Raw genomic sequence first — 23,325 nt, 5'->3', positions numbered from 1 at the left:
CGGCCTCAGAACACCAGCAGCGCGAACACCGTGCTCAGCACGAGTCCGGTCACCACCGGCAGGAAACACTTACGCGCCAGCGTGAGGACCGGAACACGCGCGAAACCGGCGACGGCGATCAACGACGACCACGCCACGAGCGTCCCACCGCCCGACCAGATGTTGCCCATCTGGCCGATCGCCGCCAGCGTCGACGGGTCCATCCCGCCGGCCGGGCCGAGCGCGCCGGCGAGCGCACCGGTCAGGGGCAGACCGCTGAATCCGGAGCCGTCGAGGCCCGCGACGATGCCGACGATCAGCACGCCGAATGCCAGCACCACGGGGTTGGGGGTGATGTGCGACTGCGCGGCGCTGATCAGGTCGAACAGAAACGCCGGCGGGGTCGCGGTCTCGGGCAGGCTCAGGATGCGGCCGGCGAAATCACCGTTGCCGATGAAGAAGAAGCCCGCGATCGGCAACACGATCCCCATGGCCTTGAACGCGAAGACCAGGCCGTCGGTGATGTGCGCCGAGGAGCTCTCGAGGAAGTTGCGCTTGTCGTTGGTCACGCACGCGGCGAACAGGAGCAGCGCCGCGATTCCGCCGACGATCCCGGCTGCGTCACCGCCCTGCAACGGCGGCACCAGGGAGGTGAACTTACCGAGCAGCAGGTAGGCGATGAAGGCGAAGTAGGCGGTGGGGACCAGCACGGCGAATACCTTGGCCGAGTTCGTCTTCGGCGGATCAGACGGCGCCGGATCGGCCACCGGTTCGGTGCGCACCAGCGTCGCCGCGGCCGCCGGACGCGCCTCGGTCACGGGCCCACCGGAATCGACCGGCGAGTCCGCGGGGCGGGCCCCCGTCGGGCCACCCTGGCCGCCACCGGCGGCACCGCCGCCGCTGCCCGCGCTCCCGGCGCTCTCGCCGCCGGTCATGCCGAACTTGTCGGCCTTGTTCTCCCAAGCGACGAGCAGCTCCGGCGACGGCTTGCGCCACGTGCGGCGCTGTGTGACGTAGGTGACCAGCAGTGCCACCACGCCCACGATCAAGGACAGCACCAGCGACTTGTCCGCCACACTGTCGGGGTCGACACCGGCCGCCGTGGCCGAGATGCCGGGGGCGACCTTGATGATGTAGTCGGCGGACAACGCCATGCCCTGTCCGGCGATGGCGATCACCATGCCCACCGACAGCGGTGTGAGGCCGGCGCGGATCGCCACCGGGATCAGCACGGCACCGACGAGCGGTACCGCCGGTGTGGGCCAGAAGAACAGCGAGATCACGTAGGTGACGAGCGCCAGGATCAGGAAACTGCTTGTGCCCGCGCGCATCACGCGCCGGAACGGGGTCACCATCAGCCGATCGGCCCCCATCTCGCGCAGCGCGCCGAGCATCGCGGTGACCAGCGCGATGATCAGGAAGATGTTGAACAACTCCTGGGCGGCCACCAGGCTGGCATTGAAGATCGACGACAGACCGGTGATGATGCTGCCCGAGAACGCCCACGCCGTCAGCATCGTGGCGGCCACGGCCGGCACCACGATGTTCTTGCGCATCGCCATCGTGATCAGGATGACGACGATGCCGGCCAGATAGATCCAGTGCGCGGCAGTCAGTTGAACTTGCATAGGCAGGGCCCTTCGTCGCAACTGCTCGTGGGCTGTGCAGTCTGTTGGTGGAATGCTCGGCGTGTCGACCGTCACGGTCAACGCTCACAGTGCACACCGGTTTGTGGCCACCTATGTGCAATATGCTCCGAGCTTGTCGGTGAGGTGTCAGCGCGTTTCAGGCAGGTAACAATGTCGGCGAAAACCGACACGGGGCGACTTCGCAGGTGTTAGAGCCCGATTCCGGCTCGCTGTGCGCACTGTTCAGATTCGGTCGCCCCCGCTGTGCACGATGCCCTCGGCGTAGGCTGCCGGTCCGGCCCCGTCGGTGAGACAGTGGGCGTGACGCGATATCAGGCCCGCACGGGCATCCCCGACAGATCGATGGTGACCTCCGAGCGACCATGACAGACACCGACATTCAGCGCCCGGGCGCCGCCGGCCGGCCGCAGGGCGACGGCACGCCGCTGGCGCTGGCGGCGCTGCTCGCCGGCACGTTGGTGGGCACGGTCAGCAACAACGTGGTCAACGTCCCGCTGCCGGCCATCCTCGAGGAGTTCGACGCCCCGCTGAGCAGCGGGGTCTTCGTCGTGGTCGGTTTCCTGCTGACGTTCACCGCCACGATGCCGCTGGTGGGCTGGATCGGGGATCGGTTCGGCCGACGCCGGGTGTACTGCGTGGCGTTGATCGGCACCGCGGTGTGCGCGGTCGGCGCGGCCACTGCCCCCTCGCTGCAGCTGCTGGTCGCCTGGCGCTGCCTGGGCGGTTTGCTCGCCGCCGCGTTCGCCCCCGCTGTGATGGGCCTGCTCACCTGGCTGTTCGACGGGGACAGGCGGGGCCGCGCGGTGGGTGCCTGGGCTTCGGTCAACGGAATCGGACAGGCGGCGGGCCCGGCCATGGGCGGCTTCGTCGCCGATGCGTGGGGGTGGCGGTGGGTGTTCGTGCCGTTGGTGCCCGTCGCGCTGGCCGGCCTGATCGGCACGCTGCGTCACATCCCGGCCTACCCCGGCACCAGGATGCGGTTCGACCTGACGGGGGCATGCGCACTGACGTTCGGCTCCGGCCTGTTGATCCTCGGGGTCGCCCTCATCCCCGCGCCGGGCACCACCGCCGCCGTCCTGGCGCTGCTCGGCGTCGCGGTGGCGGTCCTGAGCTTCTTCGTCTGGCACTGCCTACGGGTCGAGAACCCGTTCGTCGCCGTGCGACTCGTCGCCGAGGTGCGCTTCGTCCGCAGCTCGGTGGCGGCGTTCACGCAGATGTTCGCACTCGGCGCGATGTTGCTGGCGATCCCGCTCTACCTCATCACCCAGGGCAGGTCCGCTTCGGCGGCCGGATTGGTGTTGCTCACCGTGCCGGCCACGATGGCCCTGCTGGGGCCGCTGGTCGGTCGCTACCTGGATCGTCTCGGTCCGCGCCGGGTGATGCGCACCGGCCTGGTGCTGCTGATCGTCGCCCAGGCGGGACTGGCGGCAGCCGTCTCGGGCCGCTTCGGTGCCGCGCACGCCGTGTTCGTCGCCGTCACGGTGATCCTGGTCCTCGCCGGTGTGGGTATCGCCCTGGTCCAGACGCCGGCCGCGACGGGCGCGACCCGTTCGCCGGCGGGTGCGCACGGCACCGGGCTGGGGTTGTACAACCTGGCCAGGTTCGGTGGTTCGGCGATGGGCGCGGCGTGGGTGGCCATCGCGCTTCACCTGGCGTCCTATCCGGCGGTGTTCGCGCTGACCGCGGTGATGGCGGGGCTGGGCCTGCTCGCCTCCTTCTGCGGCGCCGACCCGCCGTGAGGCGGCTTCAGCGATAGCGGGCTTCCCGGTCCACGGCCGCATGGACGTCGGCGAGCATGTCGATGCGGACCGCCAGCCACACGGTGAACTGGTTGTCCGGCACCCGGATGTCGAGTCCCAGGGCCCGTGACATGCGGTCCAGCTTGGCCAGCATGGTGTTGCGGTGGACGTTGAGGGCCCGCGCGGTGGCGTTGACGTTGCCGCCGTGGGACAGGTAGCCGATCAGGGTCTCGACCAGATCAGGTGCCGACCGCAACGGGCCCAGGACGTCCTGGACGAGCGCGCGGCTCTGCTCGGTGTCGGTGATGTCCGCCAGGACGGTGAAGCTGCGCAGTTGCTGATACGAGATGGCCCCGGTCCGGCTCAGTCGACGCGCGATACCCAGCGCGACACGGGCCTCCCGGTAGCCCCCGGACACCTCGCCCGCGCCCCGCGCCGGACGCCCGTAGGCCACGGCGACCGGACTGCCACGACGGGACTCCAGTTCCGCCGCCATCGCCTCGGCGTACTGGGTCATCTCGCGGCGCATCGAGGTCTCGTCGTCGCCGCGCAGGGAACGCACGACCACCAGGACGTCGCCGATGACGGTGACATACGAGCGCACCGCGGGGTCGGGGGCGACGCCCGCGGCGTACCGTGCCAACCGCACCATCGACGCGGTCGGATTGTCCACCCCGCGCGGTACCGCACCGGGTGCGACGAAAACGCCGAAGCGGGAATCGATGTCGATCTCGTGGTACTCGGCCCGGGCGCGCATGTCGTGCTCGCTGGAGAAGTGGCCGTGCACGAGCGCCTGGACGAAGTCACCCCGGGCGCGTTCCTCGGCCTCGTCGACGCTGTGCTGGCGCAGCATCTCCGAGCCGATGATCGCCGTGGCCTGCTCGGTGACCACCACGTGCCGGGCCAGGTCGTGCGTCCCCGGCTCGTCGCTGGGCACCAGCACGAGGACCCAGCCCTCGAAGGATTTGCCCAGTCGGATCGCCGTGGACACCACCGTCCAGGTCCCGGCCGGCGTGTCGACCGTCTCGACCCGGGTGTCGTGGTGTGCCGAGCGGCGCGCCGAGGCGGGGAGATCGGTGGTCAGCATGCCGAGGATCGACTCGCTGATGGCTTCGGCGACGTCCGGCGCGATGCCGTGGTGCGCGACCAGGTTTCCGCGTGCGTCGAGCGCCAGCGCCGGATTGCGCGCCAGATTGGAGACCTCGCGGATCAGCAGCTGCAGCCCGGCTCCGCGGTGGAACAGTCCGGCCAGCGACGCGTGCACATGCGTGGCGTAGCGCATGACGTGCACCTCGCGGCTCAGCGCACGCTCGGCCAGCAGGCGGTTCAGTGCGGCGAAACCCGCCGGGAAGGCCATCTCGATGACGACGAGGTGCCCCGGCAACCGCCGGCCGGGAAAGTCGACGGGTGCCGCACCGTCGATGACCAGGGTGGTCGCACCGCGCGCGGCCAGGGCGGCCAGGGCGCCGCCGTTGCCCAGCAACGCTTCGGGCCGGCTGTACACCGCGACGCCGTCGAGCGGGTCGTGGCGGGAGAGAACTTCGGAAAGCGGTAACACCCAGTGCAACTCGCGATCGAGATGGTCGCCGCCGGCGACCACACGGGCCCCGGACATCAACGCTTCGTCGAGCAGTCCGGCGACGGTCAGTCGATCGTCGTCATGTCCTACCGGCGCCATGTCTCACCTGCTCTGATTCGTGGGCTCCCGATTCGCCTGTACACCGAATACACCGGGAACCGCTCCACACACTATGTGCAGTGTGACCCGGATGCGCGCCGGACCGGGGACATGTTGACCCGGGCCTGGGGGCGGCGCCGTTGGTAGACATCTCCACAGGCGCAATGCCTGTCAGCGCAACCCACAGGAGTGAGAACCACCATGCACCAGATCTATCGGATCAATCTCGACGATGCCCTCCCGTTGCTTGCGGCCGGCCGGGCCAAGGCCGAGGAGATCGGCGTCAAGCAGACGCTGTGCATCTGCGACGACGGTGGCAACGTCGTGGCGCTGCACCGGCTTCCCGGCGCGCGGTTGACCGGTGTGGACATCTCGATAGCCAAGGCCTTCACCGCCGCGGGGCACGAACGGGCCACCCATCTGTTCAACGAGCCGCCCAACGGTCCCGCGCTGCCGGGTAACGAGGCGTTCGGTATCAGCCACATGCTGCCGGGCAAGTTCGCGATCTTCGTCGGCGGCTTTCCGCTGGTGTTCAACGGTCAGATCGTCGGCGGCGTGGGCATCAGTGGCGGCAACGGCGCCCAGGACAAGGAGGTCGGCGCGGCGATCCTCGCCGAGTTCGAGTCGTTGACCGCCGCGGTCGGCGCGCGCTGACCGACTGTGCACTCTGACCTGCGAATGCCGATGAGCAACGGTGAAGTTGTCCATGGTCAACACGTCGGCATGTTCGCTAACGTCGCTGTTGCCGAGGATGATTCGCGACGATGCGTGATCTCACCACTGCGGCGGAGCCCGAATCAATCACTGCAACAGCGGGTTTCGTGGATCGCATGCCACGGCAGCCAACCCATCCCCACTGACGATCAGGAGTCCTACCGATGACCCAACTTCTCGGGCGCGACGAGTTCCGTGCGCAACTCGAAGACGCCATCAAGGGCCGCGAGGCCAAGAACGCGTCGTTCTCCAAGGCGTGGGCCGAGGGTCGGCTCGAGCGCCACCACTTCGCCCGCTGGGCCGAGAACCACTTCCACTACGTCGGTCCGTTCGCCGACTACCTGGCCAACATCTACGCCAACACCCCCGACGAGTTCACCGGGGCCAAGGACTTCACGCTGCAGAACATGTACGAGGAGGAACTGGCCGACATCCGCCACACCGATCTGCTGATCAAGTTCGGCGAGGCGTGCGGCACCACCAAGGAACGCATCGAGGACCCGAACAACATGAACGCGATCACCCGCGGTCTGCAGTCGTGGTGCTACGCGGTGTCTCAGCGTGAGCATTTCGTGGTGGCGACCGCGGCGCTGGTCGTCGGCCTGGAGTCCCAGGTGCCCAGCATCTACACCAAGCAGATCGTGCCGCTTCGGGAGGTGTACAAGTTCACCGAGGACGAGATCGAGTTCTTCGATCTGCACATCACCTCCGATGTGGTGCACGGCGAGCGCGGCTACCAGATCGTGCTCGACCATGCCGACACGCCGCAGTTGCAGCAGCGCTGCCTCCAGTTGGTGCGCTGGGGCGCCGAGATGCGGTTCTCCTACACCAAGGGCCTGTACGACACCTACGTCGCGCCAGAGCTCGAGCCAGTAGCCGTTTGAGTGATCTCGGCGTGATCGGTTGCGCCGGCCGCAACCGATCACGCCGGCATCACCACGAGTCGAGGAGTCCGATGACCGCGGAATGGGTGGCCGTGGCCACCGTCAACGAGATGGGCCGACGCCGCAAACTGCGGGTGGAGCTGGACGACGTGGCCATCGCTCTGTTCCAGGCCGGCGGCCGGGTGTACGCCTTCGCCGATCTGTGCGTGCACCAGGACAGATCGTTGTTCAAGGGCACGCTGTTGCACGGCAAGGTGATCTGCCCCGGCCATCAGTGGCAGTTCGACCTGGAGACCGGCTACGAAGCCGACCAGGACCGCTGCCAGCCGACCTATCCGGTGCGCGTCGACGACGCCGGCACCATCTACGTCCAGCCGACGCCGAAGCGCGCCGGGGCCGCCGCCGAGGCAGAACAGGAGGCGCGGGCATGACCCGGCGCACCGTCGTCACCATCGGAGCCGGGCAGGCCGCCGCCGTCGCCGCCCGCAACCTGCGCAGGAGAGGGTTCGACGGGCGCATCGTGCTTGTCGGCGACGAACCCCACCCGCCGTACCAGCGGCCGCCGCTGTCCAAGGAGTTCCTCAGCGGCGCCGAGGGTCTCGACTCACTGTGGATTCTCCCGCCGAAGTGGTTGGCCGACAAAGACATCGACATCATCACCGGCGTCGAGGTACGCCGGGTGGATGCGGCGACGAGAGCCGTGCAGATCGACGGTGGCCCCGACATCGAGGCGGACGCGGTGCTGTTCGCCACCGGTGGCCGTCCACGCACGCTGCCCGTGCCCGGCCCGCGCCCCGACCTGATCCACTACCTGCGCACGCTCGACGACGCCACCCGGTTGGCGCCCCAGCTCACGGCGGGGCGGCGGCTGGCCATCGTCGGCGCCGGCTTCATCGGTCTGGAACTGGCCGCCACCGCCACCGCGGCGGGCGTGCACGTCACGGTCGTCGACCCGGCGCCGCTCCCGCTGGCACGGGTCATCGGGACCGCCATGGGGGAGGCCGTGTGCCGGTTGCACCGCGACAGCGGTGTCGACCTGCGCACGGGGTCGGCGCTGCACGCCGTGCGCACCACCGCTGACGGCGTGGTCGTCGACATCGCCGACGGCAGCACCGTGCACGCCGACGTGGCCGTCGTCGGGATCGGCATCGAGCCCAACATCGCCGCCGCGGCGGCGACCGGGCTGCACCTCGACGACGGCATCGTCACCGACGCCGCCGGACGCACCAGCATTGCGCACATCTTCGCCGCCGGCGATGTCGCGCGCCGCTACTCGCCCCGGGCCGGCACGCATGTGCGCCTCGAACACTTCGACAACGCCAGCAGGCAGGGCACCGCGGTGGCCGACGCCATCCTCGATCGGGGCACCGGTTCCGATGAGCCGCCGTGGTTCTGGTCCGACCAGCACGGCCGCAACCTCCAGTTCGTCGGTGCCGCATCCGGTGACCCGCTGATCCGGGGTGACCTCGACGGCATGGACTTCACCGGCGTCTACCTGCATGACGGGGTGGTCTGCGGGGCGTTCAGCGTCGAGCGCGGCGAGGACATCATGGCGGTGCGGGAACTGCTGGGCCGCGAGGTCGACACCGCGGCGCTCTGCGACGAAGACACCGACCTGTGGGATCTGGTCTACGACGACGAAGAGGTGCATGCATGAGCGACGGTCTGAACTTCATCGGCGGCACCTGGGTGCCCGCCGCCTCGGGGGAGACCTTCACCCGCCGTAACCCGGCAGACCCGACCGACGTCGTCGGCACCTTCCCGGCGTCGGGCCCGCGCGATGTCGCGACAGCGGTCGACCACCTGGACAAGGCCGCAGGCGACTGGGCGGCGACCTCCCCGGAACGGCGCGCCGCGGTGCTGGAATCCGCTGCCGCTCATCTGGAAGCCGGCAGTGCGCAGCTGATCGACGAACTGGTGCGCGAAGAGGGCAAAACGGTCGCCGAGGCGACGATGGAGGTCAGCCGCACTCCGGCGAACCTGCGTTTCTACGCCGCCGAAGCCACCCGATGCGGTGGCACCACCTTTCCCGTCGGCGGTGACACGCTGCTGTACACGGTGCGCGAACCCGTGGGCATCGTGGGGGCCATCACGCCGTGGAACTTCCCGCTCAACATCCCCTCCCGAAAGCTCGGGCCCGCGCTCGCCGTCGGAAACCCGGTGCTGTTCAAGCCGTCCGAGCTGACCCCCCTGATGGGACAGCGCCTGGTGGAGGCACTGCTGGCCGGCGGGTTGCCGCCCGGCGCCATCGCGCTGGTCCACGGTGACGGCGCGGCGGGCGCCGCCGTGGCCGCCGACGACCGGGTCGCCGCCGTCACCTTCACCGGGTCGACGGGTGTGGGGCGGTCCATCTACGGGCAGGTGGGACCGCACCGGCGGGTGCAGCTGGAGATGGGTGGCAAGAACCCGGTGGTGGTGGCCGACGACGCCGACCCGGACCGGGCCGCGGCGCTGATCGTCAAGGGCGCCTTCGGACTGTCCGGTCAGGCATGCACCGGGACCAGCCGCGTGATCGCCACCGACGCGGTGCACGACGAGCTCGTCGAACGCGTCGTCGCCCGCGCGCAGGCGTTGCGGGTCGGCCCGGGGGTGCAGGCCGGCATCGACATGGGTGCCCTGGCCAGCGCCGAGCAGCTCGAGAAGTTCGTCAGCTACGTGCAGATCGGCACCGCCGAGGGAGCGCAGCTGCGCTGCGGCGGATCCACCGTCGACGTGCCCGGCCACGACGGCGGATTCTTCGCGCAGCCGACCGTGTTCACCGACACCACGCCGAGCATGCGGATCGTCACCGAAGAGGTGTTCGGACCGTTGCTGGCGTTCCAGCGGGCCGGATCGCTGCGCGAGGCCATCGAGTTGGCCAACGCCACCGAATACGGACTCTCGGCGTCGATCATCACCGGCGACCTGGCCGTCGCGCAGACGTTCGTGCGGGAGTCGCGCACCGGTCTGGTCAAGGTCAACCAGCCGACGACGGGGATGGCGATGAACGCGCCCTTCGGCGGCTACAAGGCGTCGTCCACCGCGACGTTCAAAGAACAGGCCGGACCCTCGATGATGGAGTTCTACCTCACCGAGAAGACCGTGTACCTCAATTCCGCGAGTTGATCGACCACTACAGAAAAACGGAGTATGACAATGGAATTCGTTCGTGTGGCGCGATCAGGTCAGGTGCCCGAGGGGATCGTGCGGCGGTTCTATGCCGGTGAGCACGAATTCGCGGTGGCCCGACTGAACGGCAAGGCCTACGCCACCTCCAACTACTGCACCCATCTGGACTGCCTGCTGTCGTCGGGCAAGCTGCGTGACGACGGCATCGGATGCTCCTGTCACGGAAGCGCGTTCGACCTCGAGACCGGTGAACCCATCAGCCCGCCGGCCACCGAGCCCATCCAGACGTTCCCGGTGCAGGAGCGCGACGGCGAGATCTTCGTCGGCGTCGAACCCGGTCAGATGCCCGCCGGCCCCACCCGGCGGGCCCGTCGAGGAGCCTGATGGACACGCGGCGGCCGCCGGCCTTGTCTGCCGGTGGCATGGTCAGCAGCAGCCATCCGGCCGCGAGCCTGGCCGGGGCGCGGGTACTGGCCGACGGTGGCAACGCCGTCGATGCGACGCTGGCGATGGCGGCGTTGACCTGGCTGACGCTCCCCGGGCAATGCGGCATCGGCGGGGACGCGTTCGCGGTGGTGCGGGAACCCGACGGCCGGGTCTGGACCGTCAACGGCTCCGGCTACGGGCCCGACGGCGGAACGCCCGACTTCTACGCCGACAGAGGGTTTTCCGCGATCCCGCTGGACGGCGCACTGGCCGTCGCGGTACCCGGCGCACCTGCGGCGCTGGCACGTCTGCACACCGAAGGCGCCACGTGGTCGCTGGAGCAGTTGTGGGAACCCGCCGCGCGCATCGCCGAGAGCGGTCTGCCGTGTTCGGCGCGAACCGCCGGCGACGTCACCACGGCTCTCGCTGCGGTGTGTGCCGACGCCGATCTGAAATCGGTCTACGCCCCGCAGGCGCGCCCGCCGCATGTCGGTACCCGGTTGGCGCAGCCCGAGTTGGCGCGGACCATCCGCGAACTCGCCCGCGACCCGGGCGGGTTCTACACCGGTGGGTTCGCCGAACGCGCGGTGTCCGCATTGCAGGCCGGGGGCGCGCCGTTCAGCGGGGCCGAGTGGGCCGCGGGCGCGCACGTCGCCGCCGAACCGGCGGTGTCCGGGCGCTACGCCGGGGCGGTCGTGCACCAGACACCGCTGCCGACACCGGGCTGGATGGTGTTGCAGCAGGCTGCGCTGTGCGACGGCGTCGTCGGCTTCCACGGCTGGATGACCGCCGAGGCGATCGACTGGCTGGCGCGCTCGGCCAGGCTGAGCTTCGCCGACCGACTGGCGCTCTGCGGCGCCGACAACGACGGTGCGCGCTATGTGCTGCAACCCGAACGCCTCGGCCTCCAGCGCCGCGACCTGGAGAGCCGTTGCGAGCAGCGGACACCGGTCGATGTCGGGATCGGCGACACCACCTCCACGGTGGCCGTCGACTCCGACGGTCGTGCGGTCAGTTTCATCCATTCGCTGGCCTTCACGTTCGGCGCCAAGTTCACCGTGCCGGGCACCGGGGTGATTCTCAACAACCGGTTGGGCCGTGGTTCCTACCTGATCCCCGGTCACCCCAACGAGGTGGCGCCCCGGCGCAAGCCGTTGCACACCCTCAACGCCTGGGTCGTCACCGACGACGCCGGCGCGCTGTTGCATGCGGGCAACACCCCCGGCGGCGACGGGCAGGTGCAATGGAACATGCAGCTGATCTCGCACCTGCTCGATCACGGACTCGATCCCGCTGAGGCCGTGTCCGCGCCGCGCTTCACCGTGTTCCCCGGTTCCGACGCCGACGTGGTCGGCGCGACCGAGGAACTGCGAATCGAGGACACGGTCCCGGACACTGTCCGATCCGAGTTGGCGTCCCTGGGGCACCGAGTGGTCACCCAGGGGGCGCTCGACGCCGGCGGCAGTGCCCAGATCATCTCGCTGGACGAGCGAGGTGTGCTCTCCGGGGCCGCCGACCCGCGGCAGGAGGGGGTCGCGCTCGGTGTCGACTGAGCGTCCGGTCCCGCGTCCGCAGGGCGACTACGTGCCGGCGGTGCTGCACGACGGTGTCGTCCACACCGCGGGCATGACGCCGCGGCGCGACGGCGCGCTCGCGTTCACCGGTGTGGTGGGGGACGGGGTCGACCCGGATCAGGCGCGGGTGGCGGCCGGGTTGGCGGCAGGCAACGCACTGGTTGCTGCTCGGGCGGCGATACCCAGCGGGGCCGCACTACGGTGTCTGAAGATGACGGTGTTCATCGCGTGCACAGCGGAATTCACAGCTCTGTCGGCAGTGGCCGACGGGGCGTCCGCGGTGCTGGTCGACGAACTCGGCGAGGTCGGTCGTCCTGCCCGTAGCGCAATCGGGGTGTGCGCATTGCCCTCCGGCGCGCCGGTCGAGATCGAACTCGTCTGCGCAGTGGTCGTCTGACATCCCCATAGCAGAAGTGGTTGGTCTCGATGCGATTTCAGCAGAATCGGTGCACGATGCACAGGACACGGCGGAGAGGTCGAGCAGGATGACCTTTGCGGGTGAACAACGGTCGTCATAGGTTCATCGAATCCATTGGTGCCTGAAGCCAATCGGATCGGTGAGAGCACCACGTGATCGGGAGGACGCCGAATGGAATTGCTGGCAGCTCATTGGGTCTATCTGGCGGGTGTGCTGGCACTGATCGGATTCATGGTCGCCCGCAAGAGCGTTGTCGTTCCGGCGATCCTCGCGACGTTGCTGACCACGTGGGTCTACACGGGCAGCGTCTTCACCGGAATCGGGAGCGTCTTCAGCGCAGCAGCGGTGGCCACCACCGAGTTCCTCAACATCTTTCTCGTCCTTGCGGCGGTGATCGCGATGATCGGCGCGATGAAGACCATCGGCGCTGAGCGAATGATGGTGGAACCGTTGGCCAAACTGATGCGCAACAACGTGATCTCCTACTTCGCTCTCTTCGCCGTCACCTACGTGTTGTCCATGGTGTTCTGGCCGACCCCGGCGCTGGCGCTCATTGCTCCGTTCTTGTTGCCCGCCGCAATTCGGGTGGGGCTGTCCCCGTTGGCGGCGGCGATGGCGATCGCCATCGCAGGCCAGGGCATGGCGCTCGCCTCTGATTACGTGATCGGCGTGGCGCCGGAATTGTCGGCGGGGGGAGCAGGCGTACCCGCGGACATGATCGCCAACCGGGCGTTGATCCTGAGTTGGGTGGTGGGGGCGGTCGCGGTGTCGATCACCTACGTGCTCCACGTCCGGAATCCGGGCAACGGACGTGTCCGCCGCCTGGTGCGCCGAGAGCCTGCGACCGTGGCGGCGGACGGAGGCGACGCCAGCGTGCCTGCCGCGGTGGGAGAGGCGCTGCTGGCCAAGCGGGCGCCCGCCGGCGCCGACTCGCCCGGGTCGGGTGAGGGTGGAGCGGCGTACGGCCCAGACGACCTCGAGGAGGATTCTGGGGAGGTCCGCCCGCCGTGGACTCGGCTGTTCGCCTTACTGGTGCCTGCGGCCTTCGGTCTTCTGGTGGTGGTCATGATCATGGGCAAGTTCACCGACTGGGTACCGGGAGTGGACAGCGGAAACGGAGCGGCGCTGGTCGGCGGTCTTGCGCTGCTGCTGACTCTCGCGGTGTCGCTGACCACCGGAGGGGAACACCGGATCGAGGCTGCGGGAGGACATTTCGTCGACGGCCTGGTCGCGGCGTTTCGGGCCATGGGTGTGGTGATCCCCGTGGCCGGCTTCGTGCTGATCGGCATCTCCGACTTCGCGGGCCGGATCATGCAGCTACCGGAGGACGTCGAGCCGCCGTCGTTCCTGTTCGATCTGATCTTGAGCGGGCAGCAGTACATCCCCGACAACCCGGTCCTGCTGATGGTGGCGATGTTGGTCGTCGGCATGCTGATCGGTCTGGATGGGTCGGGGTGGACGGGTCTGCCCTTCACCGGTGGGCTGGCGGAGGCGTTGTCGCACTCCTCGGGACCGGAGACCACGGCGACACTCGCGGCGATCGCGCAGAACGCCGCGGGCTGGACCGGAGGCGGCACGTTGATAATCTGGTCATCTCTGGTCGCGGTGGCCGGCTTCACCGGTGTCCCCGTCGTCACCCTGGCGCGCCGCCTCTTCATACCGGTGGTGGCCGGGTTGCTACTGAGTGTTGTTGTCGCCGCGGTGATCTGGTGAGCTCCGTGGACAGCCCCGTGCTGGACACGCCGGCGGGCAGCGACATGCCCACCTCGCTTCGCGCGGCCGCCCGCCTGATCAGAGACGGGAGCCTGACCGCAGACACACTCGCAGAGATGTGTCTGCACCGGGTGCGCGCAGTCGACCCGCAGGTGCGGGCGTTCGTCGGCGTCGACGAGCCCGCGGTGCGTGCGCAGGCACGCGAACTCACCCGGGAAGCGCGCGCCGGTCGGCTGCGCGGGCCGCTGCACGGGGTGCCGGTCGCAGTGAAGGACGTCATCGACGTCGCGGGGATGCCCACCCGGTGCGGGTCGAACGTCACCGATCCGGTGGCCGCAGCTGCCGACGCGCCTGCCGTCGGGCGGCTACGCGCGGCAGGGGCGCTCATCTTCGGGAAAACGCACACGCACGAGTTCGCCCATGGCGTCACCACACCGCCCACCCGCAATCCGTGGGATCTGGAGAAGATTCCTGGGGGATCGAGCGGTGGCTCTGCAGCCGCCGTCGCCTCCGGGCAGTGCCTGGCCGCGTTGGGCAGTGACACCGGCGGTTCGATCCGGGTGCCGTCGGCGTTGTGCGGGGTGGCGGGTCTACGGCCGGGCCGCGACGACATCCCCGTCGAGGGAGTCGCAGCCTTCTCGCCGCGGCTGGACACCTGCGGACCGATCGGGCGCGACGCTCACGACCTCGCCCTGCTCCACGCCGTCCTCAGCGGAGGACGAGGCACGCTGCCGTCGGACGTCGGCGGGCTGACCGCCGGAATCGTCGGTGCGCAGACAGGTGAGCTCGGGGACGGAGTCGGCGAGGCCGTCGCCGCCGTGGCCGACGTCATGGCGGAAGCGGGTGTGCGGGTGCGGCCGGTTTCGGTGCCGCCGTTCGACGCGTGGAGCGCGCCGCGCGCACAGTTCGTGCTGACGGACTTTCTCGAAGTCCATCGCGACGCCGGCTTCTACCCTCAGCGGACGGATCGCTACACCGCCGAGGTGGCGGGGTACCTGCGGCACGCCGAGACCATCCCGGCAGCGGTGCGGACCGCGGCGATCGCTGCACTCGATGAGCTCGCACGGCGTCTGGCGGCTTCCTGTGCCGCCGTCGACGTGGTGGTGTTGCCGACCACCCCGGTCACCGCGCCCCGCATCCGGGACTGCGCATATGAACCCGACCAGGCGGGACGGGCGGCGGTGATCGGCACCCTGATGAGACTGTGCGGTCCGTTCAGCTGGTGTGGCTGGGCGGCGGTATCGGTGCCCTGCGGATTCGACGCCGGCGGGATGCCGATCGGGGTCCAGATCGCCGGTCGCAGCGCGTCCACGGTGCTCGCGGTCGCCGCGGCCTACCAGGACCGCACCGGCCATCACCTGCGCGAACCGATGCCGATGCCGTCGCGCCGTCGCGAGGCCCCCGCCGTCGGCTGACGGCACGCCATCCCCGCCCCGGCTTGCTCGGCGGAGTCCTCGTCCGAGCCGGCCGAATCCTCACGCCAGCCGCCGGAGTCCGGCGATTTGGAGCATCCCCCGAGCTCACCTAGTATATGGGGGTTGCCTCGGGCAGACCTCGGTTCTCTTCATGCGAGAAAACCCTGCGTGCCTCTTGGGGTGACGTGAATTAGTGACAAGACCGCGCACGTCAGGTCGGTATCTGCCGTGCACACAGTAACCAGGTCGAGGAGATCTAGTGATTCAGCAGGAATCGCGGCTGAAGGTCGCCGACAACACGGGCGCCAAGGAGATCTTGTGCATCCGCGTGCTCGGTGGCTCGTCGCGGCGCTACGCCGGCATCGGTGATGTCATCGTGGCGACGGTCAAGGACGCCATCCCCGGCGGCAACGTCAAGCGTGGCGACGTCGTCAAGGCCGTCGTGGTGCGCACCGTCAAGGAGCGCCGCCGCGCCGACGGCAGCTACATCAAGTTCGACGAGAACGCCGCCGTCATCATCAAGCCCGACAACGACCCGCGTGGCACCCGCATCTTCGGGCCCGTCGGTCGCGAACTGCGCGAAAAGCGCTTCATGAAGATCGTCTCGCTCGCCCCGGAGGTGTTGTAGATGAAGGTCCGCAAGGGCGACACGGTGCTCGTCATCTCCGGCAAGGACAAGGGCGCCAAGGGCAAGGTTCTGGTGGCCTACCCCGACCGCGAGAAGGTCCTGGTCGAGGGCGTCAACCGGATCAAGAAGCACACCCCCGAGTCGCGCACCGAACGTGGCGCCTCCTCCGGCGGCATCGTCACCCAGGAGGCGCCGATCGCGGTCTCCAACGTGATGCTGCTCGATTCCGACGGCAAGCCGACGCGGGTCGGCTACCGCGTCGACGACGAGACCGGCAAGAAGGTCCGCATCGCCAAGACCAACGGCAAGGACATCTGACATGACCACCACAGAAACCAAGGCCCTGCCGCGCCTCAAGCAGCGCTACCGCGAAGAGATCCGCGACTCCTTGCAGAAGGAGTTCGGCTACGCCAACGTGATGCAGATTCCCGGCATCACCAAGGTGGTCGTCAACATGGGCGTCGGTGACGCCGCCCGCGACGCCAAGCTGATCAACGGCGCCGTCAACGATCTCGCGCTGATCACCGGCCAGAAGCCCGAGATCCGCCGGGCCCGCAAGTCGATCGCCCAGTTCAAGCTTCGTGAGGGGATGCCGATCGGCGCCCGCGTCACGCTGCGCGGCGACCGGATGTGGGAGTTCCTGGACCGCCTGATCTCGATCTCGCTGCCGCGTATCCGCGACTTCCGCGGCCTGAGCGCCAAGCAGTTCGACGGCACCGGCAACTACACCTTCGGGCTGACCGAGCAGTCGGTGTTCCACGAGATCGACGTGGACTCGATCGACCGGCCCCGCGGCATGGACATCACCGTCGTCACCTCGGCGACGAACGACGACGAGGGGCGTGCGCTGCTGCGGGCGCTCGGCTTCCCGTTCAAGGAGAACTGAGCACATGGCAAAGAAGGCTCTGGTCAACAAGGCCAACAAGAAGCCGAAGTTCAAGGTGCGGGCGTACACGCGCTGCAACAAGTGCGGCCGTCCGCACGCGGTGTACCGCAAGTTCGGCCTGTGCCGAATCTGCCTCCGCGACATGGCGCATGCGGGCGAACTGCCCGGCGTGGCGAAGTCCAGCTGGTAACGACAGCCGGCACTACCCAAGACCACTTACCGACAACAGGTTGCGGTAGGCCTCCGGATCACGGAGGAACCACCGCGAGAAAGGTGAACCGGCTGTCATGACCATGACGGATCCGATCGCAGACTTCTTGACACGTCTGCGCAACGCCAACTCGGCGTACCACGACGAAGTGACCTTGCCGCACAGCAAGATCAAGGCCAACATCGCCGAAATCCTCAAGAGTGAGGGCTACATCAGCGACTACCACACCGAGGACGCCCGCGTGGGCAAGGCGCTGGTGGTGCAGCTGAAGTACGGCCCCAGCCGGGAACGCAGCATCGCGGGCCTGCGCCGGGTCAGCAAGCCCGGCCTTCGGGTGTACGCCAAGTCCACCAACCTGCCGCGCGTGCTCGGTGGGCTCGGGGTGGCCATCATTTCCACGTCGTCCGGTCTGAGGACCGACCGCCAGGCCGCCCGCGAGGGCGTCGGCGGCGAAGTCCTCGCCTACGTGTGGTGAGGGGTAGATAGAACATGTCTCGCATTGGAAAGAATCCGGTTCCGGTTCCGGCCGGGGTGGACGTGACGATCGACGGCCAGAACGTGGCGGTCAAGGGTCCCAAGGGCACCCTGACGCTCGACGTCGCCGAGCCCATCGTGGTCTCGCGTGACGACGACGGCGCGATCGTGGTCACCCGGCCCAACGACGAGCGACGCAACCGTTCGCTGCACGGGCTGTCGCGCACGCTGATCGCCAACCTGGTGACGGGTGTGACTCAGGGCTACACCACGAAGATGGAGATCTTCGGCGTCGGCTACCGCGTGGTGGCCAAGGGCAGCGACCTCGAGTTCGCGCTGGGCTACAGCCATCCGGTGCTGATCACCGCTCCGGAGGGCGTGACGTTCGCGGTCGAGACGCCCACCAAGTTCTCGATCTCCGGCATCGACAAGCAGAAGGTCGGCCAGATCGCGGCGAACATCCGCCGCCTGCGCAAGAGCGATCCCTACAAGGGCAAGGGAATCCGCTACGAGGGCGAGCAGATCCGTCGCAAGGTCGGAAAGACGGGTAAGTAAGCAATGGCTACCAAGACGGACACCAAAGACACCGGCAAGCCGGTGGGCAAGAACATCTCCGAGACGCGCCGCGTCTCCCGCCTGCGCCGCCACGCGCGGCTGCGCAAGAAGATCGCCGGCACCGCCGAGCGGCCGCGTCTGGTCGTGCACCGGTCGTCACGGCACATCCATGTGCAGCTCGTCGACGACCTGGCGGGGGCGACCCTCGCGGCGGCCTCGTCGATCGAGGCCGACGTGCGCGCCCTCGACGGCGACAAGAAGGCCCAGAGCACGCGGGTCGGTCAGCTGATCGCCGAGCGCGCCAAGGCCGCCGGCATCGACGAGGTCGTGTTCGACCGCGGCGGGTACACCTACGGCGGACGGATCGCGGCGCTGGCCGACGCTGCCCGCGAAGGTGGGCTGAAGTTCTGATGCACAACACGGACCTGACAAAGACTGGAAGGATTGCATGATGGCCGAGCAGGCTGCAGGAGCCGGCGGGCCCTCGAGCGACAACCGCGACAGCAGGGGTGGCCGGGACGACCGTGGCGGTCGTGGACGCCGCGACGATCGGGGCGGCCGTGGTGGCCGCGACGACCGCGGTGACAAGAGCAACTACCTCGAGCGCGTGGTCACGATCAACCGTGTCTCGAAGGTCGTCAAGGGCGGTCGGCGGTTCAGCTTCACCGCGCTGGTGATCGTCGGTGACGGCAAGGGCATGGTCGGAGTCGGTTACGGCAAGGCCAAAGAGGTTCCGGCCGCGATCGCCAAGGGCGTCGAGGAAGCACGCAAGAACTTCTTCCGGGTGCCGCTGATCGGTGGCACCGTCACCCACCCCGTGCAGGGTGAGGCGGCGGCCGGTGTCGTCATGCTGCGTCCGGCCAGCCCCGGTACCGGTGTCATCGCCGGCGGCGCATGCCGCGCGGTGTTGGAATGTGCCGGCGTCCACGACGTGCTGGCCAAGTCGCTGGGCAGCGACAACGCGATCAACGTGGTGCACGCGACCGTCGCCGCGCTGAAGTTGTTGCAGCGCCCCGAAGAGGTCGCGGCTCGCCGTGGCCTGCCCATCGAAGATGTGGCGCCCGCTGGCATGCTCAAGGCCCGGCGTGAAGCCGAGGCCGTCGCTGCCAGCGCCGCGCGTGAGGGAACGGCGTAACAACCATGGCAGAGCTCAAAATCACCCAGGTGCGCAGCACCATCGGTGCGCGCTGGAAGCAGCGGGAGACCCTGCGGACCCTCGGGCTGCGCAAGATCCGCCAGTCCGTGGTCCGCGAGGACAATCCGCAGACCCGCGGGCTGATCAAGACGGTCCACCATCTCGTAACAGTTGAGGAGGTCTAGAGCAGATGAGCGAGATCATCAAGCTGCACGACCTTCGCCCCGCGCCGGGCGAGAAGACGCCCAAGACCCGCGTCGGCCGCGGTGAAGGCTCCAAGGGTAAGACCGCAGGCCGCGGCACCAAGGGCACCAAGGCCCGAAAGAACGTCCCGGTGATGTTCGAGGGTGGTCAGATGCCGATCCACATGCGTCTGCCCAAGCTCAAGGGCTTCAAGAACCGGTTCCGTACCGAGTACGAGGTCGTCAACGTCGGCGACATCAACCGGCTGTTCCCGCAGGGCGGCGACATCGGTGTCGACGAGTTGGTCGCCGCCGGCGCGGCGCGCAAGAACACGCTGGTCAAGGTGCTCGGCGACGGCAAGCTGACCGTCAAGGTCAACGTCACCGCACACAAGTTCAGCGGCAGCGCCCGCGAAGCCATCACCGCTGCCGGTGGGACCGCCACCGAGCTGTGATCGACCGCGCCTGACGTACCAGCAGAACCCCCGCCCCGCCCGCCGGAGCGGGGGTTCTCTGTTCCGGCGCCACGTAATGCCGGAGCCGGGTCCGGCGATTACACTTTCGAACGCCGAGCAACGAGGAGCAGTCATCATTCACACCACACGCAGGATCGCCGCCGCGTTGGTCGTGGCCGGATTCGCCTTGGGCAGCGCCGCCACCGCCCACGCGCAGACCGATGACGAGCGGTTCGTCAACGCCGTCGACACACTCGGTATCGAGACCGCCGCGACCCCGGAAGAGCTGCCCGCTGTCGGGCACCACGTCTGCGACATGCTCACCGCCGGGCTGGTGGGCAATCCCAACCCGGTGCCCGCCGTTCGGGGGGTGGTGACGACGCTGGCCGGCAACGGCATGAGCAAGGAGCAGGCCGTCGGTCTGATGCGGGCGTCCTCGGCGGTCTATTGCCCGCAGTTCGCCCGGTTCATGGGCCGCTAGCACCTGTCCGCGGCGTCGGTAGGCTCGACGCCATGTTCTCTCTTCTGTCCGGCGTGCCCGGCGTAGACGAAGTCCGCGCGTTCGTGCGCAAGGTCGACACCGCCCGACACCAAGGCGTCGCCAACGGGTGCATCCTGGAGCTGGATCTGCAGAACGCGCCACCGGAGAGCGCCGGGTTCGATCCGGTCGCGGTGCTGTCCGGAATCGTCGGCTCGGGCCGGCCGATGCTGCTGCGCGATGTGGTGGCCGCCCTGCATCGTGCCGCCGAAGATCCCCGCGTCGCCGGTCTGATCGCTCGGGTACAGATCGACGCCGCCCCACCCGGACCCGTGCAGGAACTGCGGGAGGCGATCGCGGCGTTCACCGCCGCCAAGCCGTCCCTGGCGTGGGCCGAGACCTACCCCGGCACGCTGTCCTACTATCTGGCCTCGGCATTCGGCGAGGTGTGGATGCAACCGTCGGGAACCGTCGGGCTGATCGGCTTCGCCACCAACGCGCTGTTCCTGCGCGACGCGCTGGACAAAGCCGGCGTGGAGGCGCAGTTCGTGGCGCGCGGTGAGTACAAGTCCGCGGCGAATCTGTTCACCCAGGACGGTTACACCGAGGCCCACCGGGAGGCCGACACCGCCCTGGTCGAGAGCCTGCGTACCCAGGTGTGGGACGCGGTCGCGTCGTCGCGCGGCATCGAGCGCTCAGCGCTCGATGCGCTGGCCGACCGGGCCCCGCTGCTGCGCGAGGACGCCGTGTCCGCGAACCTGGTGGACCGCATCGGTTTCCGCGACGAGGCATACGCACGGATCGCCGAACTGACCGGCGCCGAAGACATCTCGCCCGAGCAGGGCGACGCCGACGCCGACGACGCCCCGCCGCGGTTGTACCTGGCTCGATACGCGCGCACCGACCGGCCGGGAATGCCTGCTCCGAGCCTGCCCGGCCGCAAGTCGGCCCGGAAGGTGGCGGTCGTCAATCTCGCCGGACCCATCGTCAGCGGACGTGGTGGCCGCCAAGTGTCACCGCTGGGCAGTTCTGCGGCCGGGGGTGACACCATCGCCGCGGCTCTGCGGCAGGCCGCCGCCGACGACGAGGTGGCGGCCATCGTGTTGCGTGTCGACAGCCCGGGCGGATCGGTGACCGGGTCGGAGACGATCTGGCGGGAAGTGGTGCGGGCCCGTGAGAGTGGTACCCCCGTGGTGGCCTCAATGGGAGCGGTCGCCGCATCCGGCGGTTACTACGTCTCCATGGCCGCCGACAAGATCGTCGCCAACGCCGGGACCATCACCGGATCCATCGGCGTGGTGACCGGCAAGCTCGTGGCGCGCGATCTCAAGGAGAAGCTGGGTGTCGGGTCGGACAGCGTGCGTACCAACGCCAATGCCGACGCCTGGTCCGTCAACGCCCCGTTCACCGAGGAGCAGCGCGCGCAGGTCGAGGCCGAGGCCGATCTGTTCTACCAGGACTTCGTCCGTCGCGTCGCCGATGGCCGCGCCATGACTGTCGAGCAGGTCGAGCAGGTGGCCCGCGGGCGGGTGTGGACCGGTGCCGACGCACTGGAGCGCGGACTGGTCGACGAACTCGGTGGGCTGCGGACCGCCATCCGCCGGGCCAAGGCACTGGCCGGAATCGACGAAGACACCAAGGTCGAGATCGAGAATCTGCCCGGCACATCGCTGCGGGACATGTTGCGGCCCAAGCCCTCCTCGCAGCCGGCCGCCGCTTCGCTGTCGACTGTGGTCGGCTCGGTGGTCATACGCACAGTCGGTGAGGCGCTGGATCAGACGCAGCGCTCCCTGTCCGGTGCCAACGTTCTGTGGTTGGGAGACAACCGCTTCTAGCCAGGCCTGTCTGGGAAGAGCGCGGGTTTGTCGGTGGTGGCCGCCGATCTGTGGAGTGCAGCCGGAGGCCGACCGTTTTTGTCGGACCCTGGTGCTTTGATGGGTTCATGTCCTCTGCTGCAGCGTCTTTGGTTGACGATGAGGTGTCGCCCAAGGAGCGGTTGGCGGAGTTGTTCGAGCAGATCGCGGAATTGACCGGTCAGCGCAACGCCATCGATGCGCAAATCGTGGACATCGTCGCCGAGATCGATCATGGCGGGTTGGCGGGGATGACCGGGGCGCGGTCGATCTCGGCGCTGGTGGCCTGGAAGACCGGGGTGTCGCCGCGTAACGCGAAGACGATCGCCGCGGTCGCGGCGCGTGGTGAGCAATTCCCGCGGTGTGTGGCCGGGTTACGGGAGGGCCGGTTGTCGCTGGATCAGGTCGGAGTGCTCGCCGAACGTGCCGCCGAGGGGTCTGATGATCATTACGTGGAGTTGGCGTCGGTGGCGACGGTTACCCAGTTGCGCAAGGCGGTCAGCCTGGAGCCGCGCCCTGATACGGCCCCGAAGCCGCAGCCGGAACGCGGCCTCTCGCGCACCGATCATGGTGAGTCGGTGACGTATCGGATCACGGTGTCGAAGATCGAGGCCGCCAAGGTCGATGCTGCCCTGGCCGGCAAGCGCGACGGGTTGATCGCGGACTGGAAACGTGACCACGACCAGGACCCGGACGCCGACGCCGACGGTGGCCATGGTGAGTCCCCTGCCGACGCCGATGGCCCCGAGGACAGCTCCGTTGCCGACGCCGATGGCGTCGGTGGTGACTTCTCGGACGACGTCTCTGACGTCTTCGCTGATCTCGCCGACGGCCCGGGCGGCGACGCCGAGGGCGCTCCGCGTGCGCCGATGCCCACCACGGTGGATGCGTTCCTGGAGTTGATCGAGACCGGCTGGGACGGTGAGGTGGCGCGTCGCCCGCACGCCCAGCACACCACCGTGGTCGTCCACGTCGACGCGCAGTCGAAGGTGGGGGCGTTGCATCTGGGTCCGCTGCTCTCCGATGCTGAGCGCCAGTACCTTTCCTGTGATGCGACCTGTGAGGTGTGGTTCGAACGCGCCGGACGCCCGATCGGCGCCGGCCGGGCCACCCGTACGGTCAACCGGCGGCTGCGCCGCGCGCTCGAGCACCGGGATCGCTGCTGTGTGGT

General features: G+C 68.8%; 26 protein-coding genes. 24 read left to right on the top strand and 2 right to left on the bottom strand.

The features are described from left to right. Window positions 1-5: 5 nt before the first annotated feature. Window positions 6-1,607 (bottom strand): hypothetical protein, encoded by a 1,602-nt coding sequence (locus J3476_RS05035; RefSeq protein ID WP_207065425.1) that lies wholly within the window; start codon window positions 1,605-1,607, stop codon window positions 6-8. Between the two features lie 383 nt (window positions 1,608-1,990). Between J3476_RS05035 and J3476_RS05030 the strand changes: the two genes are divergently transcribed. Further along, window positions 1,991-3,367: an MFS transporter gene (locus tag J3476_RS05030; protein WP_207065424.1), complete on the top strand. Its 1,377-nt coding sequence runs from the start codon at window positions 1,991-1,993 to the stop codon at window positions 3,365-3,367. A gap of 7 nt (window positions 3,368-3,374) precedes the next feature. Here J3476_RS05030 and J3476_RS05025 read toward each other — a convergent pair whose 3' ends face one another. Next, the gene (locus J3476_RS05025) at window positions 3,375-5,045 is read right to left on the bottom strand and encodes a CdaR family transcriptional regulator (RefSeq protein ID WP_207065423.1); all 1,671 of its coding nucleotides are present in this window, start codon (window positions 5,043-5,045) and stop codon (window positions 3,375-3,377) included. A gap of 201 nt (window positions 5,046-5,246) precedes the next feature. Between J3476_RS05025 and J3476_RS05020 the strand changes: the two genes are divergently transcribed. The 23 genes from J3476_RS05020 to J3476_RS04910 form a co-directional block, all read left to right on the top strand. Further along, the gene (locus tag J3476_RS05020; RefSeq protein WP_152515713.1) at window positions 5,247-5,699 is read left to right on the top strand and encodes a heme-binding protein; all 453 of its coding nucleotides are present in this window, start codon (window positions 5,247-5,249) and stop codon (window positions 5,697-5,699) included. Between the two features lie 224 nt (window positions 5,700-5,923). After that, window positions 5,924-6,643: a TenA family transcriptional regulator gene (locus J3476_RS05015; RefSeq protein WP_152515714.1), complete on the top strand. Its 720-nt coding sequence runs from the start codon at window positions 5,924-5,926 to the stop codon at window positions 6,641-6,643. A 71-nt stretch (window positions 6,644-6,714) separates the two neighbouring features. Continuing rightward, the gene (locus J3476_RS05010) at window positions 6,715-7,074 is read left to right on the top strand and encodes a Rieske 2Fe-2S domain-containing protein (RefSeq protein WP_207065422.1); all 360 of its coding nucleotides are present in this window, start codon (window positions 6,715-6,717) and stop codon (window positions 7,072-7,074) included. After that, complete coding sequence (locus J3476_RS05005) at window positions 7,071-8,300, top strand: NAD(P)/FAD-dependent oxidoreductase (RefSeq protein WP_207065421.1); 1,230 nt, start codon at window positions 7,071-7,073, stop codon at window positions 8,298-8,300. Before J3476_RS05010 ends, J3476_RS05005 begins: the two co-directional genes overlap by 4 nt. Then, window positions 8,297-9,748, top strand: a complete 1,452-nt coding sequence (locus tag J3476_RS05000; protein ID WP_207065420.1) for an aldehyde dehydrogenase family protein — start codon at window positions 8,297-8,299, stop codon at window positions 9,746-9,748. The genes J3476_RS05005 and J3476_RS05000 overlap by 4 nt, the downstream gene beginning before the upstream one ends. A 30-nt stretch (window positions 9,749-9,778) precedes the next feature. Beyond that, on the top strand, window positions 9,779-10,135 hold the full coding sequence (locus J3476_RS04995; protein WP_152515718.1) for a non-heme iron oxygenase ferredoxin subunit: 357 nt from the start codon (window positions 9,779-9,781) through the stop codon (window positions 10,133-10,135). After that, window positions 10,135-11,730: a gamma-glutamyltransferase family protein gene (locus tag J3476_RS04990; RefSeq protein WP_207065419.1), complete on the top strand. Its 1,596-nt coding sequence runs from the start codon at window positions 10,135-10,137 to the stop codon at window positions 11,728-11,730. Before J3476_RS04995 ends, J3476_RS04990 begins: the two co-directional genes overlap by 1 nt. Then, window positions 11,720-12,148 carry a RidA family protein gene (locus J3476_RS04985; protein ID WP_207065418.1) on the top strand — a complete coding sequence of 143 codons (429 nt, stop codon included), beginning with the start codon at window positions 11,720-11,722 and terminating at the stop codon, window positions 12,146-12,148. Before J3476_RS04990 ends, J3476_RS04985 begins: the two co-directional genes overlap by 11 nt. Before the next feature lie 192 nt (window positions 12,149-12,340). Beyond that, window positions 12,341-13,882 (top strand): permease, encoded by a 1,542-nt coding sequence (locus tag J3476_RS04980; protein WP_286182616.1) that lies wholly within the window; start codon window positions 12,341-12,343, stop codon window positions 13,880-13,882. Further along, window positions 13,879-15,297 (top strand): amidase, encoded by a 1,419-nt coding sequence (locus J3476_RS04975; protein ID WP_207065417.1) that lies wholly within the window; start codon window positions 13,879-13,881, stop codon window positions 15,295-15,297. Before J3476_RS04980 ends, J3476_RS04975 begins: the two co-directional genes overlap by 4 nt. 259 nt (window positions 15,298-15,556) lie before the next feature. Further along, on the top strand, window positions 15,557-15,925 hold the full coding sequence (rplN, locus tag J3476_RS04970; protein ID WP_067091049.1) for a 50S ribosomal protein L14: 369 nt from the start codon (window positions 15,557-15,559) through the stop codon (window positions 15,923-15,925). Further along, window positions 15,926-16,243: a 50S ribosomal protein L24 gene (gene rplX / locus J3476_RS04965; protein WP_152515722.1), complete on the top strand. Its 318-nt coding sequence runs from the start codon at window positions 15,926-15,928 to the stop codon at window positions 16,241-16,243. Window position 16,244: 1 nt separating this feature from the next. Next, complete coding sequence (gene rplE / locus J3476_RS04960; protein WP_152515723.1) at window positions 16,245-16,811, top strand: 50S ribosomal protein L5; 567 nt, start codon at window positions 16,245-16,247, stop codon at window positions 16,809-16,811. Between the two features lie 4 nt (window positions 16,812-16,815). Further along, the gene (locus J3476_RS04955) at window positions 16,816-17,001 is read left to right on the top strand and encodes a type Z 30S ribosomal protein S14 (RefSeq protein ID WP_152515724.1); all 186 of its coding nucleotides are present in this window, start codon (window positions 16,816-16,818) and stop codon (window positions 16,999-17,001) included. A gap of 97 nt (window positions 17,002-17,098) precedes the next feature. Next, window positions 17,099-17,497: a 30S ribosomal protein S8 gene (rpsH, locus tag J3476_RS04950; protein ID WP_152515725.1), complete on the top strand. Its 399-nt coding sequence runs from the start codon at window positions 17,099-17,101 to the stop codon at window positions 17,495-17,497. A 14-nt stretch (window positions 17,498-17,511) separates the two neighbouring features. Beyond that, a complete protein-coding gene (rplF, locus tag J3476_RS04945) occupies window positions 17,512-18,051 on the top strand; it encodes a 50S ribosomal protein L6 (protein WP_207065416.1) in 540 nt (179 codons plus the stop codon). Window positions 18,052-18,054: 3 nt separating this feature from the next. Next, window positions 18,055-18,462 carry a 50S ribosomal protein L18 gene (gene rplR / locus J3476_RS04940; RefSeq protein ID WP_322486663.1) on the top strand — a complete coding sequence of 136 codons (408 nt, stop codon included), beginning with the start codon at window positions 18,055-18,057 and terminating at the stop codon, window positions 18,460-18,462. A 40-nt stretch (window positions 18,463-18,502) separates the two neighbouring features. Beyond that, on the top strand, window positions 18,503-19,186 hold the full coding sequence (gene rpsE, locus J3476_RS04935; protein ID WP_173011966.1) for a 30S ribosomal protein S5: 684 nt from the start codon (window positions 18,503-18,505) through the stop codon (window positions 19,184-19,186). Between the two features lie 5 nt (window positions 19,187-19,191). Beyond that, the gene (gene rpmD, locus J3476_RS04930; protein ID WP_014814261.1) at window positions 19,192-19,371 is read left to right on the top strand and encodes a 50S ribosomal protein L30; all 180 of its coding nucleotides are present in this window, start codon (window positions 19,192-19,194) and stop codon (window positions 19,369-19,371) included. Window positions 19,372-19,376: 5 nt separating this feature from the next. Further along, window positions 19,377-19,823, top strand: a complete 447-nt coding sequence (gene rplO / locus J3476_RS04925) for a 50S ribosomal protein L15 (protein WP_163673196.1) — start codon at window positions 19,377-19,379, stop codon at window positions 19,821-19,823. A gap of 172 nt (window positions 19,824-19,995) precedes the next feature. Continuing rightward, on the top strand, window positions 19,996-20,304 hold the full coding sequence (locus J3476_RS04920; RefSeq protein ID WP_235682495.1) for a DUF732 domain-containing protein: 309 nt from the start codon (window positions 19,996-19,998) through the stop codon (window positions 20,302-20,304). A 32-nt stretch (window positions 20,305-20,336) separates the two neighbouring features. Then, complete coding sequence (gene sppA / locus J3476_RS04915) at window positions 20,337-22,136, top strand: signal peptide peptidase SppA (RefSeq protein WP_207065415.1); 1,800 nt, start codon at window positions 20,337-20,339, stop codon at window positions 22,134-22,136. Window positions 22,137-22,243: 107 nt separating this feature from the next. After that, a partial coding sequence (locus J3476_RS04910) for a DUF222 domain-containing protein (protein ID WP_207065414.1) occupies window positions 22,244-23,325 on the top strand: 1,082 nt, incomplete at its 3' end.

Source organism: Mycobacterium sp. PO1, assembly GCF_017312405.1.
Taxonomy (GTDB): Bacteria; Actinomycetota; Actinomycetes; order Mycobacteriales; family Mycobacteriaceae; genus Mycobacterium.
This window is presented reverse-complemented; position numbering and strand designations above follow the sequence as displayed.

What these genes read in the sequence shown, in the direction of transcription:
- sppA (WP_207065415.1), top strand. Translation starts at nt 20,337, where the DNA reads ATGTTCTCTCTTCTGTCCGGCGTGCCCGGCGTAGACGAAGTCCGCGCG.
- rpsE (WP_173011966.1), top strand. Translation starts at nt 18,503, where the DNA reads ATGGCCGAGCAGGCTGCAGGAGCCGGCGGGCCCTCGAGCGACAACCGC.
- J3476_RS05020 (WP_152515713.1), top strand. Translation starts at nt 5,247, where the DNA reads ATGCACCAGATCTATCGGATCAATCTCGACGATGCCCTCCCGTTGCTT.
- J3476_RS05035 (WP_207065425.1), bottom strand. Translation starts at nt 1,607, where the DNA reads ATGCAAGTTCAACTGACTGCCGCGCACTGGATCTATCTGGCCGGCATC.
- J3476_RS04980 (WP_286182616.1), top strand. Translation starts at nt 12,341, where the DNA reads ATGGAATTGCTGGCAGCTCATTGGGTCTATCTGGCGGGTGTGCTGGCA.
- J3476_RS05030 (WP_207065424.1), top strand. Translation starts at nt 1,991, where the DNA reads ATGACAGACACCGACATTCAGCGCCCGGGCGCCGCCGGCCGGCCGCAG.
- rplR (WP_322486663.1), top strand. Translation starts at nt 18,055, where the DNA reads ATGGCTACCAAGACGGACACCAAAGACACCGGCAAGCCGGTGGGCAAG.
- rpsH (WP_152515725.1), top strand. Translation starts at nt 17,099, where the DNA reads ATGACCATGACGGATCCGATCGCAGACTTCTTGACACGTCTGCGCAAC.
- rplO (WP_163673196.1), top strand. Translation starts at nt 19,377, where the DNA reads ATGAGCGAGATCATCAAGCTGCACGACCTTCGCCCCGCGCCGGGCGAG.
- J3476_RS04955 (WP_152515724.1), top strand. Translation starts at nt 16,816, where the DNA reads ATGGCAAAGAAGGCTCTGGTCAACAAGGCCAACAAGAAGCCGAAGTTC.
- J3476_RS05015 (WP_152515714.1), top strand. Translation starts at nt 5,924, where the DNA reads ATGACCCAACTTCTCGGGCGCGACGAGTTCCGTGCGCAACTCGAAGAC.
- rplE (WP_152515723.1), top strand. Translation starts at nt 16,245, where the DNA reads ATGACCACCACAGAAACCAAGGCCCTGCCGCGCCTCAAGCAGCGCTAC.
- J3476_RS05010 (WP_207065422.1), top strand. Translation starts at nt 6,715, where the DNA reads ATGACCGCGGAATGGGTGGCCGTGGCCACCGTCAACGAGATGGGCCGA.
- J3476_RS05005 (WP_207065421.1), top strand. Translation starts at nt 7,071, where the DNA reads ATGACCCGGCGCACCGTCGTCACCATCGGAGCCGGGCAGGCCGCCGCC.
- rplX (WP_152515722.1), top strand. Translation starts at nt 15,926, where the DNA reads ATGAAGGTCCGCAAGGGCGACACGGTGCTCGTCATCTCCGGCAAGGAC.
- J3476_RS04990 (WP_207065419.1), top strand. Translation starts at nt 10,135, where the DNA reads ATGGACACGCGGCGGCCGCCGGCCTTGTCTGCCGGTGGCATGGTCAGC.
- J3476_RS04995 (WP_152515718.1), top strand. Translation starts at nt 9,779, where the DNA reads ATGGAATTCGTTCGTGTGGCGCGATCAGGTCAGGTGCCCGAGGGGATC.
- J3476_RS05025 (WP_207065423.1), bottom strand. Translation starts at nt 5,045, where the DNA reads ATGGCGCCGGTAGGACATGACGACGATCGACTGACCGTCGCCGGACTG.
- rplF (WP_207065416.1), top strand. Translation starts at nt 17,512, where the DNA reads ATGTCTCGCATTGGAAAGAATCCGGTTCCGGTTCCGGCCGGGGTGGAC.
- rpmD (WP_014814261.1), top strand. Translation starts at nt 19,192, where the DNA reads ATGGCAGAGCTCAAAATCACCCAGGTGCGCAGCACCATCGGTGCGCGC.
- J3476_RS05000 (WP_207065420.1), top strand. Translation starts at nt 8,297, where the DNA reads ATGAGCGACGGTCTGAACTTCATCGGCGGCACCTGGGTGCCCGCCGCC.